The sequence below is a fragment of the Paracoccus methylovorus genome (assembly GCF_016919705.1).
GTDB classification, from domain to species: domain Bacteria; phylum Pseudomonadota; class Alphaproteobacteria; order Rhodobacterales; family Rhodobacteraceae; genus Paracoccus; species Paracoccus methylovorus.
On the sequence record NZ_CP070368.1, the window covers coordinates 427125 to 440987 of the forward strand.

At 60.7% G+C, this 13863-nt stretch carries 10 protein-coding genes; 8 read left to right on the plus strand and 2 right to left on the minus strand.

The genetic code is table 11. The features are described 5' to 3' along the window. Positions 1-35: 35 nt before the first annotated feature. A complete protein-coding gene (murD, locus tag JWJ88_RS02130; RefSeq protein ID WP_205294477.1) occupies positions 36-1436 on the plus strand; it encodes a UDP-N-acetylmuramoyl-L-alanine--D-glutamate ligase in 1401 nt (466 codons plus the stop codon). Positions 1437-1634: 198 nt separating this feature from the next. On the opposite strand, the gene JWJ88_RS02135 is transcribed toward murD, so the two are convergent. After that, a complete protein-coding gene (locus JWJ88_RS02135; RefSeq protein WP_205294478.1) occupies positions 1635-2762 on the minus strand; it encodes an OmpP1/FadL family transporter in 1128 nt (375 codons plus the stop codon). Positions 2763-3073: 311 nt separating this feature from the next. Between JWJ88_RS02135 and guaB the strand changes: the two genes are divergently transcribed. From guaB to JWJ88_RS02155, 4 genes are all read left to right on the plus strand, one after another. After that, entirely contained in the window at positions 3074-4522 is a 1449-nt protein-coding gene (gene guaB, locus JWJ88_RS02140) for an IMP dehydrogenase (protein ID WP_205294479.1), read from the plus strand. Between the two features lie 91 nt (positions 4523-4613). Continuing rightward, positions 4614-5411, plus strand: a complete 798-nt coding sequence (locus JWJ88_RS02145) for a lysozyme family protein (RefSeq protein WP_205294480.1) — start codon at positions 4614-4616, stop codon at positions 5409-5411. Positions 5412-5486: 75 nt separating this feature from the next. Then, positions 5487-6638 carry an RsmB/NOP family class I SAM-dependent RNA methyltransferase gene (locus JWJ88_RS02150; protein ID WP_205294481.1) on the plus strand — a complete coding sequence of 384 codons (1152 nt, stop codon included), beginning with the start codon at positions 5487-5489 and terminating at the stop codon, positions 6636-6638. Between the two features lie 56 nt (positions 6639-6694). Continuing rightward, positions 6695-8737: an ATP-binding protein gene (locus JWJ88_RS02155; protein ID WP_205294482.1), complete on the plus strand. Its 2043-nt coding sequence runs from the start codon at positions 6695-6697 to the stop codon at positions 8735-8737. A gap of 26 nt (positions 8738-8763) precedes the next feature. Here JWJ88_RS02155 and JWJ88_RS02160 read toward each other — a convergent pair whose 3' ends face one another. After that, the gene (locus JWJ88_RS02160) at positions 8764-9348 is read right to left on the minus strand and encodes a sulfotransferase family 2 domain-containing protein (RefSeq protein ID WP_205295096.1); all 585 of its coding nucleotides are present in this window, start codon (positions 9346-9348) and stop codon (positions 8764-8766) included. A gap of 234 nt (positions 9349-9582) precedes the next feature. Between JWJ88_RS02160 and recA the strand changes: the two genes are divergently transcribed. From recA to JWJ88_RS02175, 3 genes are all read left to right on the plus strand, one after another. Beyond that, positions 9583-10653, plus strand: coding sequence for a recombinase RecA (gene recA, locus JWJ88_RS02165; protein WP_205294483.1), 1071 nt, complete (start codon positions 9583-9585; stop codon positions 10651-10653). Positions 10654-10873: 220 nt separating this feature from the next. Then, complete coding sequence (gene alaS / locus JWJ88_RS02170) at positions 10874-13528, plus strand: alanine--tRNA ligase (RefSeq protein WP_205294484.1); 2655 nt, start codon at positions 10874-10876, stop codon at positions 13526-13528. Next, entirely contained in the window at positions 13528-13818 is a 291-nt protein-coding gene (locus tag JWJ88_RS02175) for a DUF1330 domain-containing protein (protein ID WP_205294485.1), read from the plus strand. Before alaS ends, JWJ88_RS02175 begins: the two co-directional genes overlap by 1 nt. The last annotated feature ends 45 nt before the right edge of the window (positions 13819-13863 follow it).

Here is a 13863-nt window from a genome sequence, read left to right on the forward strand (position 1 = left end):
GAAGCGCCCCCGGCTGCTACAGCGAAGGAAATACCATGATCACGGTCCAGGGCGTCCAGAACCAGACCATCGCCGTGCTCGGTCTCGGCCGCTCGGGTCGTGCCACGGTCGCCGCCCTTGCAGCGGGCGGCGCTCAGGTTGTCGTCTGGGACGATGGCGTCGATACGCGCGAACAGGCGGCACAGGACGGGTTGCAGGTTCTCGACCTGACCCGCGAACAGGATTGGGCGGGGATATCGGCGCTGATTACCAGCCCCGGAATCCCGCATCTCTATCCCCGGCCGCATCCGGTCATTGCCCGCGCCTATGATCTCGGCGTGCCGGTGGACAACGATATCGGGCTGTTCTTTCGCAGCTTCGCCACTACCGATTGGGAGCAGTTCGCAACCACGCCCCGGGTGATCGCCGTCACCGGCTCGAATGGCAAATCGACCACCACGGCGCTGATCCACCACATCCTGAGAGAGGCCGGCCGTCCGACCCAGATGGGCGGCAACATAGGTACCGGCGTCCTGTCACTGGAACCTGCTCATGATGGAGAGGTTGTGGTGCTTGAGCTTTCCAGCTACCAGACCGACCTTGCCCGTGCCCTGACTCCGGATGTGGCAGTCTTTACCAACCTCTCCCCCGACCACCTTGACCGGCATGGCGGCCTTGGGGGCTATTTCGCTGCCAAGCGCAGGCTCTTTGCCGAGGGCGGCCCGGACCGCGCCGTGATCGGTGTCGATGAGGTCGAAGGCAATTATCTGGCCAATCAACTCGCCATGAGCGCCGCCGATGATCGGGTGATCCGGGTCGCATCCGGTCAGAAACTGGAAGGGTTCGGCTGGTCGGTCTTTGCCCGAAAGGGCTTTCTCTCCGAATACCGCAAGGGGCGTCAGGTTGCGTCGTTCGACCTGCGTGAGGTGACCGGATTGCCGGGCGCGCATAATCACCAGAACGCCTGCGCCGCCTATGCTGCGACCCGCGCCGTCGGCATCCCCCCCCGAGAGATCGAGCGTGCCTTCCATAGTTTCCAGGGCCTGCCACACCGCAGCCAGACTGTGGCCGAGATCGATGGCGTCCGCTGGGTCAATGACAGTAAGGCGACGAATGTCGATGCCGCCGCCAAGGCGCTGGCTGCCTTTCCGCGTATCCGCTGGATCGCCGGCGGCATGGGTAAGGAGGGCGGGATCGAGGCACTGACCCCTTTCCTTGGGACGGTGGTGAAAGCCTATCTCATTGGCCACTCTGCCCGCGACTTTGCGCTTCAGATCGGCCAGATCCCTTACGAGATCGCGGAAACCATGGAACAAGCCATCGCGCGGGCCAAAGCCGAGGCCCAGCCGGGCGAGACCGTGCTGCTCGCGCCTGCAGCCGCCAGCTTCGACCAATACCCCGATTTTGAGAAACGCGGCGAACATTTCACTGCACTGGTTCAGGCCCTGCAGCCCTGATCTTCACCGTTGCCCAAATACCCATAAACCAGCAACGCCAAAGCCAATGTACTCAGGATAGGGCTACCCCCCATTCCGCCGATTAGGGATTTGTGCACCTAAACCTTCCATCCTCGATGGATCCTGAAAGCAGAACCAAAGCGAGGCATCATGAAAAAGGCCCCGGAACCGCCGGGGCCTTTCTTATATCAGCAGGGCTCAGAAGGAATAGCCGATGCGGACACCGATTCCCCAAACCTCGCTGTCGTCCATTCGGGCCACTTCGTTTTTGTTGCCGCTAGGTCCCACACCGAGCGTTGCATCGCCCAGCTTGCTGTAGTTGATGCCGGTGGCGATCTTGATGTTGTCCATGGTGTAGACCGCCGCCAGTGTCACGCCTTTGCGACCATTGACCGGAGCCAGTGGCGACACCGTGTCGCCCTCGCTCGGCTCATAGAGGAACGAGATTGAACCCGACCAGTTGTCGGTGAACTTGCGTCCGACGCCGATCGTATAGGTGGTCGTATTCTCCACTTCCACAAGCGGGATATCCCCCACCGGCGTAGTGATCGGGAACAGGAAGTTATCCACTTGGAACTCGGACCATTTCACCCAACGGATCGAGCCGAAAAGCAACGTGTCCTGGGCAATACCGGTCTGACCTTCCAGCAACCAGCTCCGCGGTGTTTTTACCGTGTACTTGTCGTTGAAGGCCATTGGCAGCGGGCCGCCGCTTTCGGTCATGTCGAAATCATGTTCGATGGGCGAGTTGTAGGTCAGCGACACCCGTACCGCGATCTCTGGGACCTCGTAGGCGACGCCGGCCACCCAGCCGACGCCCCAGGTGCCGCCGATATCCAGATTGTAGCCCGAGGTGGTCGAATAGCCGGCCCCCTGCAACGTGACGCCACCATCGGCATGTGAGCCGCGAATACCGCCATGCACCGAGAAATTGTTCTCGAATTTATAGCGCAGCAGGGCGGTATAGGTCGTGGAATTGACCTCGACCCTCGTGCCACCCAGCACGGGAGAGCCGTTGGGGGGCGATGGATAGCGAATATCCGCGCCAAAGGGCTGCTCAATGATGATTGCGCCGGAAAGATTGTCGTTGAACTGATGCTTGTAGGCGAGCCCAAAGAAGCCGTAACCCTGTGCGACATCGCCGGTACCAAAGCCCGCGACGTCACGACCGCGCACGCTGGGATCCACGCCGCCAAAGCTTAGTTCCGCATAATTTCCCTGTTCGAACAGCGGCGCAAGCGATTGCGGTGCGCGTTCGATTCCGCCAGCAAGGACTGGTGCCGCCGTAGCCAGCAGGGCGCCAATGCCGGTGATGATCCTTTTCATAGTTTCCTCCCAAAAACAGGTCTTTCGGACCTTCTGAAACCAACCTGCGGCAGGCGCTGCGTTGGCGTCAATCTCCCGCACCTTCTGACGCGGCGTTCTGATTTTTCCCGTTCCGCCGCCGTGTCGTTGTAGCAACGTTTCCTTGACGCAGGGTTAATGTCAGCGCGTGATTGTCGGCATTCGCTTCCATGCGGGCAGGGAAAGGCGGAAATCAACGCTAAATGCCAGTGGAATGCGCCTGACAGGCTGGACAATCCCGCCTGCGCGTGAAAGGGGAAACTGCCAAACGAACCCCTGACAAGGATGCTCCCATGCAGATTCGTGAGGCTTTGACCTTCGACGATGTTCTCCTCGTTCCTGCGGCGTCCTCGGTGATGCCTTCGACCGCCGATGTGACGACCTGGGTCACCAAGCAGATCCGGATGAACATTCCGCTGCTCTCCAGCGCCATGGACACTGTGACCGAAAGCCGTATGGCGATTGCCATGGCTCAGGCCGGTGGCATTGGCGTCGTCCACCGCAACCTGACCGCCGAGCAACAGGCCGATGAGGTCCGCCGGGTGAAACGCTTCGAATCGGGTATCGTCTATGATCCGATCACCCTGACGCCCGAGCAGACCATCGCCGATGCCAAGGCCCTGCAGGAACGCTTCAACGTCACCGGATTTCCGGTGGTCGATACCGATGGCCGCGTCGTGGGTATCATCACCAACCGCGACATGCGCTTTGCCAACAGCGACGACATGCCGGTCCGGGCGGTGATGACCTCGGATAACCTCGCCATCCTACACGAGCCGGCCGACCGGGCTGCTGCGATCGATCTGATGAAGGCCCGCAGGATCGAGAAACTGTTGATAACCAATGCCGCAGGGCGCTTGACCGGTCTGCTGACGCTGAAGGACACCGAGAAATCGGTCCTCAATCCACTGGCCTGCAAGGACGATCTGGGTCGTTTGCGCGTTGCTGCCGCCTCGACCGTAGGCGAAGAGGGGTATGAGCGTAGCCTAGCCCTGATCGACGCCGGAGTGGATCTGGTGGTGATCGACACCGCGCACGGCCATTCCGAGGGCGTGGCCCGCGCCGTTTCCCGCATCAAGACATATTCGAACGAGGTGCAGGTTGTGGCCGGCAACGTGGCGACCGCCGAAGCGGCGCGCGCCCTGATCGATGCAGGCGCGGATGCGGTCAAGGTGGGCATCGGGCCGGGCTCGATCTGCACCACGCGCATCGTGGCAGGCGTGGGTGTGCCGCAGTTGACCGCGATCATGGATGCGGTGCGCGGCGCAGGCGACGTGCCGATCATTGCCGATGGCGGCATCAAGTTCTCGGGCGATTTTGCCAAGGCGATCGCGGCAGGTGCCTCTTGCGCCATGGTCGGCTCGGCCATCGCCGGCACCGACGAGAGCCCGGGCGAGGTGATTCTGTATCAGGGCCGCAGCTTCAAATCCTATCGCGGCATGGGCAGTCTTGGCGCCATGGCGCGCGGCTCGGCCGACCGCTATTTCCAAAAGGACGCCGCCTCGGACAAGCTGGTGCCCGAAGGGATCGAGGGGCAGGTGCCCTACAAGGGTTCGGCCGCAGCGGTCATCCATCAGTTGGTGGGCGGCTTGCGCGCTGCCATGGGCTATACCGGCAATGCGACTGTCGCGGAGATGCAAAGCAATTGTCAGTTCGTCCGCATTACCGGTGCCGGGCTGAAGGAAAGCCACGTCCACGACGTGCAGATTACCCGAGAAAGCCCGAATTATCGGCTAGGCTGACATCCGGCGCGCGGCTGACCGGCCGCGCTTACCGAATCTTAATGGTCTTGCGCTAAAAAGGCCGACGGATTCCTGTCTTGACGGCCGTTTCATGCTCCGCCTTCTTGCGCTTTTACATATTCTTGCGTTGATTTTGGTGCCCGTCCGGGTGGGCGCCCTGCCTTCTGCCGAGGTCTGTGAATGGGCCGCGCAGCAGGTGGCGGCTGAAACCGGTGTGCCGGCCGATATCCTGGGCGCACTGACCCTCACGGAAACGGGGCGCAGGCTGAACGGTCTTGTGCGCCCTTGGGCCTGGAGCGCCAATGCCGAGGGGGAAGGCACCTGGTTTGATGACCCTGTCAGCGCCATCTCCTTTGCTCAGGACCGGGTGGACCAAGGGCGTTCCAACATCGACATCGGCTGCTTCCAGTTGAATTATCGCTGGCATGGCGCGCATTTCTCATCCCTCGCGCAGATGTTCGATCCGCTGGAAAATGCCCGTTACGCAGCCCGGTTTTTGCGCCAGCTTCATGGCGAGATGGGCGATTGGCGTCTGGCGGCGGGGGCATTTCATTCCCGCACCCCGGTTCATGCGCAGCGTTATCTGGCGCGTTTCGATACGTTGCATCAGGTGCTGCGCGAGCGGGGGTTTTCGGGAATGACCGGCTCGCCCGAGACCTATAACAGTTTTGCCGGGATCAATTCGGGCCAGCGCAGGCGGGTGCGGGACAGGGTAATGCTGCTTGGTGCGCCGATTGGCAGTCAGGTCACTGGTCAGCCGGGTTCGCTGGCGGTTCTTGCGTCGGGCCGCTCGCCTGTGGGGGCGAGGGCGGGGCCGCTGCTTGGTGGCGGCCAGGTCGGTTCGGGCAAGGAGGGGGCATCTCTTTGGGGATCGGCCAAGCCACCCTGATGGGATTGACAAAGCCCGGCTGCCATCTTCTCTGGGCGGCATCCTCTATCCGTCGCGCCCGGGACGCAGCCTGACATGACGCCCTCTGCCCGCGTTGCCGCGGCCATCATTATCTTGGACCACATCCTGGAAGGGCAGGCCGCCGAAGCGGCACTGATCCGCTGGGCCCGGGCCAGCCGCTTTGCCGGCTCTGGCGACCGTGCAGCCGTTCGTGATCTGGTATTCGACGCTCTGCGTCGGCTGCGTTCTCGGGCCGCTTTGGGTGGGGTGCTGTCCGGGCGTGGGCTTTTGTTGGGCATGTGCCGTGAAGAGGGGATCGAACCCGCATCCTTGTTCACCGGTGATAGGTATGCGCCGTCCGCGCTATCCGATGCTGAGCATCAGGCGGGCCATACATCCACGCCGGACGAGGCACTGGATTTGCCGGACTGGCTGATACCGCTGTGGCGGCAGGCGTTGGGTCCGGACGCGACGCCGGTTGCCTTGGCAATGCGCGACCGTGCGCCGGCCTGGCTGCGCGTGAATCAGCGGCGCACGGATCCCGACACCGCTGCAGCCGCTTTGGCCGAGCAGGGGGTTGCGACCGCCCCTCACCCCGAATTGCCAACAGCCTTACGCATTACCGACGGGGCCCGGCGGCTTGCCACCTGCTCTGCCTATCGCGAAGGTCTGGTGGAACTTCAGGATCTCTCCCCCCAGATGGCCTGCGCATTGCTGCCGGCGCGCGGCAGTCTGCTGGATTTTTGCGCAGGCGGCGGGGGTAAGGCGCTGGCTTTGGCCGCGCAAGGCGCGGGCCCGGTCACGGTGCATGACATTGATGCTGGACGTATGACTGATCTGCCGACGCGCGCCGAAAGGGCCGGTGTACACCTGCGTCTGACGGCGCCGGGTAAGGTTACAGGTCGGTTCGATACGGTTCTTGCCGACGTTCCCTGTTCGGGCAGCGGAACCTGGCGCCGCAGCCCGGATGCGAAATGGCGTTTGACGCGCGATGAATTGACACAGCTTGCAGCTTTGCAGAGCCGGATTCTAACCCAAGCGGCCGGGTTTGTCGCTGATGGTGGGCAATTGGCCTATATGACCTGCTCGGTGCTTTCCTGCGAAAACGACGAACAGGTGCAGGGTTTTTTAAATGAAAATCCGCAGTTTGAGCGGATTTTGGTGCGGCATTTTTCGCCCCTTTCTGCCTCTGACGGCTTTTATCTGGCTCTGATGCGCCGTCGTTAACCGTCTGTTAATGCGCGGTGGCTATGCAGTGAAAAATCATGGTGACGAGGGGAAGGATGAATTCGGAACGGTCGGAGACCCTGCGTTCGGCACAAATCGTCCTGCCTTTCCTGACACTGCCGGCGGTAGTTGGGGCGCTTTGGCTGGCGATGCAGCCGCAGGACGCGCAGGGGGGAATCACCCTGTTGATCGCAGGTGCGGTTGTAACCGCATGGTACCTGCTGGGCGGCGCTATCTCGGCACGCCATCTTTGGCGTGGGCTGGCAGTCCGGCGTGACCTCAATCGGGTTCTGCCCGCTGTCCTGCGTCATGACCTGCCATCCTTTGCGGTTAGTTCTGACGGTCTGATTTTGGCGCAAAATCAACTGGCGCTGGACAGAATCGGCGATCTGGTCGGCCGTTATATTCACGATACGTTAAGCCGGTGTCACGCCGACCCGATCACGTTCTGGAACGATCTCGGCCTCGGCTTGTCGCGCAATGGCAAGGTTCAGGCCGATCTGGGCGCCGCCGGAGAATATCGGGTGCTGCGAGAGGCTGGCTCCACCATCCAGCTGTGGCAGGCTGCCGCGGCCGAACGACCGATGCGGCCTACCGCCTTACCTCTGCGGCTCGAAGGGGATGATTTCGATCTGCTTCCGGTCTCGCTGCTGATCCTGGACCCCGCCGCCAATATTGTCCGGGCCAATACGGCCGCCTGCGACCTGCTTGGCAGGTCTCTCCCGGGACAGAACCTTGCCGTATTGCTGGACGGGCTTGGGCGTGAACTGGCGGATTGGGTTTCGGATGTCAGTGCGGGACGGACTGTCGGCAGTTGCGAGGTGCTGCATGTCAGGGCCCAGGGACCCGACCGATTCGTACAGTTGTCGCTGACGCGTGGGCGTGGCGAACATGTTACCGCGGTGCTTTCTGACGCCAGTGCACTCAAGACGCTTGAGGCGCAGTTCGTCCAAAGCCAAAAGATGCAGGCAATCGGGCAGCTTGCCGGTGGCATAGCGCATGACTTCAACAACCTTCTGACTGCGATTACCGGGCATTGCGACTTGCTGATGTTGCGCCATGATAAGGCAGATCCCGATTATGCCGACCTTGACCAGATCAGTCAGAACGCGAACCGAGCGGCAGCCCTGGTCCGGCAATTGCTGGCGTTTTCTCGCAAGCAAACACTGAAACCCCGGATCATGGACCTGCGCGACACACTTTCAGAGCTGACCCATCTGCTTAACCGTCTGGTGGGTGAACGGATCGTGCTTACCTTTGATCACGATCCTGCGTTGAGGATGATCCATGCCGATCGTCGTCAACTTGAACAGGTCATCATGAACCTGGTGGTCAATGCTCGTGATGCCATGCCCGAAGGCGGCGACATAACCATCTGCACGGACAATGTCCAACTGGAGACGCGGACGGAATTTGGTCGTGTTGTTTTGCCGGCTGGGGACTATGTCCGGGTGCAGGTGCGCGACCAGGGCTGCGGCATTGCTTCAGACGATCTGATCAAAATCTTTGAACCGTTCTTTACCACCAAACGCACGGGTGAGGGTACGGGCCTGGGGCTTTCGACTGCCTATGGGATCGTCAAGCAGACCGGGGGCTATATCTTCTGCGATAGCATTCCGGAAGAAGGCAGCTGTTTTTCCCTGTTTTTTCCAGCTCATGATCGTAGAGCACCGGAAGAGGTGCAAAGGCCGGCTCCGGGCAGGCCGATGCGTGCGCGTCGTGATGTCGAGGCCACCGTACTGCTGGTAGAGGATGAAGCTCCGGTTCGCGCCTTTGCCAGTCGCGCACTGAAGCTGCAAGGGTTCAATGTCCTCGAAGCGACCTGTGCCGAGGATGCCTTGTCGCTGCTGGCCAATCTCCGGCTGATGGTCGATGTATTCGTGACCGATGTGGTGATGCCGGGTATGGACGGTCCGACTTGGGTGCGTACGGCGCTGCGTGATCGGCCCGACACCAAGGTAATCTTCATGTCGGGCTATGCCGAGGATATTTTCTCGGAAGGGCGGCCGCCTGTACCCGATGCGGCCTTCCTCGCCAAGCCGTTTTCACTTTCGGATCTAACGGCCTTGGTGACCCGGCAACTGGAGGGTGCTGACTAGGCGAGCCCTCTGTCGCACGGCTTGGGTCAGAGCGAATCGTAAAGGGAAAAATCTTGTGCCATGATGTTGCGCAGCACGGTTTCCTGTTGGGCATCCAAGCTGACATCGACAGCTGGCGGTACATTCACGCGGGGCAAGCTGATCGCGCAATCGAGCCGATCCTCAAGAAAATGGGTAAATGTATCCATGTTTTCATATCGAAAGATACAGTCGACACGGTCAGCCTCGGTGGTCAGAAAGTCCGCTTGGGCGCCGACATGTGCTATCTCTGGACCTTCGGGATCGGTATAAGCTTGCGCAAAATCCGCGAAGCTGAGACCGATCATGGCGTGACTGGGATCCTCGACATCGTCACGGAGGCGAAAGCGATACCAGCTGCGCAACCATTCAATCGGTTCGCGCATCAGCGCGATGGTCAAAAATTTCTCTCCAGTGACCGAATGAAGCCAAGGCTCGACATGCTGTCGATAGGTACGAAGATTGGCGTGTTTCAATTCAGCCGGACGTTGGACGGCGACATTGGCAAGGGGTTCGAGTGCGGATTCTATCGCGGTGGATCCAGCCTTCGGCGTCGCGAGGAAGACCAGCCGCTTCTCCCAGAATATCAGCATTCCTGAAACTTTCAGCCATTGCGGCACGCGCGCCGGGATAGCCACTCGTGTTGCGACTGTAAACCGTTTCTTAATCCTTTTGCGGCAACATGAGGCGGTAAACATCTTCCGATTCGTGAACCAAGGCTTGCATTTTGGTGCAAGCAAGCGCAAATAGGAACAACCCGTGAACAAAATGGCGGACGGGCGCTGATTGCCCCGGATGGCGGGGTATGAAATAAGCATGAGGACCGCATGGCAGGGGCAACACTTTTCGACATGAACGACAAGCGATCCGCAGATAAGCAGAAGGCGCTGGACAGCGCACTGGCCCAGATTGAACGGCAGTTCGGCAAGGGCTCCATCATGAAGCTGGGCGCTGATAATCCGGTGGCCGAGATCGAGTCGACCTCGACCGGATCGCTTGGGCTTGATATTGCGTTGGGGATCGGCGGCCTGCCCAAAGGCAGGATCATCGAGATCTTTGGACCAGAAAGTTCGGGCAAGACCACTCTGACGCTGCATGTCGTAGCAGAGGAACAAAAAAAGGGGGGCGTTTGCGCCTTCGTCGATGCCGAACATGCGCTGGACCCGCAATATGCCAAGAAGCTGGGCGTCAATCTGGACGAGTTGCTGATCAGTCAGCCCGACACGGGCGAGCAGGCGCTTGAGATCGTCGATACCTTGGTGCGTTCGGGCGCGGTCAGTCTGGTCGTGATCGATTCGGTGGCGGCGCTGACGCCCAAGTCCGAGATCGAGGGCGATATGGGCGACATGCAGATGGGCAGTCAGGCCCGGCTGATGAGCCAAGCCATGCGCAAGCTGACGGCCAGCATCGGGCGGTCAAACTGCATGGTGATTTTTATCAACCAGATCCGCATGAAGATCGGCGTGATGTTCGGTAGTCCCGAGACGACAACCGGCGGCAATGCCTTGAAGTTCTACGCTTCGGTTCGCCTGGATATTCGTCGCATCGGTTCCATCAAGGATCGGGATGAGGTGATCGGGAACGCTACCCGCGTGAAGGTGGTCAAGAATAAGGTCGCCCCGCCGTTTCGTCAGGTCGAATTCGATATCACATATGGCGAAGGTATTTCGAAGGTCGGCGAGCTGATCGATTTGGGCATCAAGGCGGGCGTGGTCGACAAGTCCGGCTCGTGGTATTCCTATGGCGACGAGCGTATCGGTCAGGGCCGCGAGAATGCCAAGCAGTATCTGCGCGATCATCCTGAAATCGCCTATACGATTGAGGACAAGATCCGGGCCAGTCACGGACTGGATTTCGGTTCTTCCGAGGACAGCGACGAGGTAATGACCGAAGATTGACCTTTGGTCGGGCTCGGCGTGGTGCGCGGGACAGCGCTACGCGTCCGTCGGCCCGGCGGCATTACTCGGTCGTCCTTAGTGTTTCTCCAAGGTGCTGACAGGGAAGGCTCCTCCTTGCGCTTATGACCATGCAGGATTGCTGGACAGCCGCCAAGGCTGGGGCTAGACCGGGCGGCAAACCGGCTCTGGCCGGAAGACCGCTTTGCGACGAAGGCCCCATATGCCCAGCTTGAATGACGTACGCTCAACTTTCCTGAACTTCTTCGACCGTAACGGCCATCGTGTCGTCGAGTCGAGCCCGCTTGTTCCCCGTAACGACCCGACGTTGATGTTCACCAATTCGGGGATGGTGCAGTTCAAGAATCTGTTCACCGGGGTCGAGACACGCGATTACAAGCGTGCCACCACGGCGCAGAAATGCGTGCGTGCGGGCGGAAAACATAATGACCTCGACAATGTAGGTTATACGGCGCGGCACCATACTTTCTTTGAAATGCTGGGAAATTTCAGCTTCGGAGACTATTTCAAGGAAGGCGCCATTCCCTTTGCATGGGAGTTGCTGACCAAAGATTTCGGCATCCCCAAGGATAAGCTGCTGGTTACTGTTTATCACACCGATGACGAGGCGGCGAACATCTGGAAGAAGGTCGCGGGCTTATCGGACGATCGCATCATCCGTATCCCGACCAGCGACAACTTTTGGCAGATGGGTCCGACCGGTCCCTGTGGCCCCTGTACCGAAATTTTCTATGACCACGGTGACAAGATATGGGGCGGACCGCCCGGTTCACCGGACGAGGATGGTGATCGCTTCATCGAAATCTGGAACCTCGTCTTCATGCAGAACGAGCAGTTCGAGGACGGATCCATGCGGGCCTTGGACATGCAGTCCATCGACACCGGCATGGGGCTGGAGCGGATCGGCGCGCTCTTGCAGGGCAAGCACGACAACTATGACACTGACCTGATGCGCAGCCTGATCGAGGCCAGCGCGCATGCGACCTCCAGCGATCCCGACGGTCCCGGCAAGGTGCATCACCGCGTCATTGCCGACCATTTGCGTTCGACCAGCTTTCTGATCGCGGATGGCGTGATGCCCTCGAATGAGGGGCGCGGCTATGTGCTGCGCCGGATCATGCGCCGCGCCATGCGTCATGCGCATATGCTGGGCGCAAAGGACCCGGTGATGCATCGTCTGGTGCCTGCTTTGGTCCGCGAAATGGGCGCGGCGTATCCCGAACTCGGGCGTGCGCAGCCGCTGATCGAGGAGACGCTGAAGCTTGAGGAAACGCGGTTCAAGCAGACGCTGGACCGGGGGCTGCGCCTGCTGGATGATGAGCTTGCGAAACTGCCCGAGGGCGCGAACCTGCCGGGCGAAGCGGCCTTCAAACTTTACGACACCTACGGTTTTCCGCTGGATCTGACACAGGACGCACTGCGGGAAAAGGATCGCGCGGTCGATACCGCTGGTTTCGACTCGGCGATGGCCGAACAAAAGGCCAAGGCACGCGCCGCCTGGGCCGGCTCGGGCGAAACCAAGGACGCGGCGATCTGGTTCGATATTGCCGAGCAGCACGGCATAACAGAGTTTCTGGGCTATGATACCGAGGTTAGCGAGGGTCAGATCCTCGCTCTCGTGCAGGACGGTGCGGCCGTCAAAGAGGCGGGCGAAGGGCAGGCGGTGCAAGTCGTCGTGAACCAGACGCCGTTTTATGCCGAATCCGGCGGCCAGGTCGGGGATACCGGCCTTATCAAAACCGAAACCGGCGCGGCAAGGGTAACAGACACGCGGAAAACCGGCGGCGTCTTCATTCACATTGCCGAGGTGACACTGGGCACCATCCAGTGCGGGCAGGGCGCGCAACTCTCCGTCGATCATGACCGACGCACCGCGATCCGGGCAAATCACTCGGCCACGCATCTGCTGCACGAAGCGCTGCGTCGCGCCTTGGGCGAGCATGTCGCGCAGCGCGGCAGTCTGAACGCCCCCGACCGGCTGCGGTTCGACTTCAGCCATGCCAAGGCTATGACGCCTGAGGAATTGGCCGGGGTAGAGCGTGAAGTGAATGATTTTATTCGCCAGAATACTGCCGTTGAAACGCGGATCATGACGCCGGATGATGCCCGCGCCTTGGGCGCTCAGGCCCTATTTGGTGAGAAATATGGCGACGAGGTCCGGGTGGTTTCGATGGGCGATCTGCCGGGCTCGGGTAAAGGCACCGGCGGCGAAACCTATTCGTTGGAGCTTTGCGGAGGCACCCATGTCGCGCGTACCGGCGACATTGGCATGTTTGCCCTGACCTCGGAAACCGCCTCGGCTGCCGGTATCCGAAGGATCGAAGCCTTGACCGGCCAAGCCGCGATGGATGCGTTGCGACGCTTGGATGGTGATCTGTCCGAAATTGCGGGGATCGTCAAAGCGCAGGCCGGTGATGTTGTAAACAAGGTCCGCGCACTTGCCGATGAACGCAAAGCTCTGGCCAATGAACTGGCGCAGCTCAAGCGCCAACTGGCCATGGGCGGCGGTTCAGACGACAAACCAAAGGAAATCAATGGCATCAAGCTGATTGCCCGCCGGGTTGAGGGGGTGTCTGGCAAGGAACTGGGCCCGCTCGTCGACGAGATGAAATCGCGTCTCGGTTCAGGGGCCGTGGTGGTGCTGGCCGAGGCCGACGGTAAGGCAACCGTGGCTGCGGGTGTTACCCCCGATCTGACCGCGCGAATCAGTGCCGTCGAGCTTGTGCAGGCTGCGACTGCGGCATTGGGGGGCAAAGGCGGCGGGGGCCGTCCGGACCGGGCTCAGGGCGGGGCGCCCAGCCTCGTTGCGGCAGACAGTGCAATTTCCGCCATCGAAATCCTGATCGGAGAGAAATAATGACAGCGCTCTGGATCGCCCATGTGAATGTCACTGACCCCGAGAGTTATGGTCGCTACGCCCAACTCGCCGGGCCGGCGATTGCCGCGCATGGCGGGGTCTTCCTCGCCCGCGGTTCGCGTTATGTGCAGTTAGAAGGCAACGAACGCGCCCGCAATGTGGTGGCGCGCTTTCCCAGCGTCGAGGATGCGGTGACCTGTTACCGCTCGGCCGAATATCAGGCAGCGCTTGAACATGCCAGGAATGCAGCAGAGCGCGACCTTGTGATCGTCGAAGAGAACCCCGCCTGAGACTTTGCAACCTTACGACCCGAGACCGGTGCATCGACCAGAGGA

Excerpts from the sequence above, each read along its gene's own strand:
- JWJ88_RS02155 (WP_205294482.1), top strand. The coding sequence starts at position 6,695 with ATGAATTCGGAACGGTCGGAGACCCTGCGTTCGGCACAAATCGTCCTG.
- alaS (WP_205294484.1), top strand. The coding sequence starts at position 10,874 with ATGCCCAGCTTGAATGACGTACGCTCAACTTTCCTGAACTTCTTCGAC.
- JWJ88_RS02160 (WP_205295096.1), bottom strand. The coding sequence starts at position 9,348 with ATGCTGATATTCTGGGAGAAGCGGCTGGTCTTCCTCGCGACGCCGAAG.
- JWJ88_RS02145 (WP_205294480.1), top strand. The coding sequence starts at position 4,614 with ATGCTCCGCCTTCTTGCGCTTTTACATATTCTTGCGTTGATTTTGGTG.
- murD (WP_205294477.1), top strand. The coding sequence starts at position 36 with ATGATCACGGTCCAGGGCGTCCAGAACCAGACCATCGCCGTGCTCGGT.
- recA (WP_205294483.1), top strand. The coding sequence starts at position 9,583 with ATGGCAGGGGCAACACTTTTCGACATGAACGACAAGCGATCCGCAGAT.
- JWJ88_RS02150 (WP_205294481.1), top strand. The coding sequence starts at position 5,487 with ATGACGCCCTCTGCCCGCGTTGCCGCGGCCATCATTATCTTGGACCAC.
- JWJ88_RS02175 (WP_205294485.1), top strand. The coding sequence starts at position 13,528 with ATGACAGCGCTCTGGATCGCCCATGTGAATGTCACTGACCCCGAGAGT.
- guaB (WP_205294479.1), top strand. The coding sequence starts at position 3,074 with ATGCAGATTCGTGAGGCTTTGACCTTCGACGATGTTCTCCTCGTTCCT.
- JWJ88_RS02135 (WP_205294478.1), bottom strand. The coding sequence starts at position 2,762 with ATGAAAAGGATCATCACCGGCATTGGCGCCCTGCTGGCTACGGCGGCA.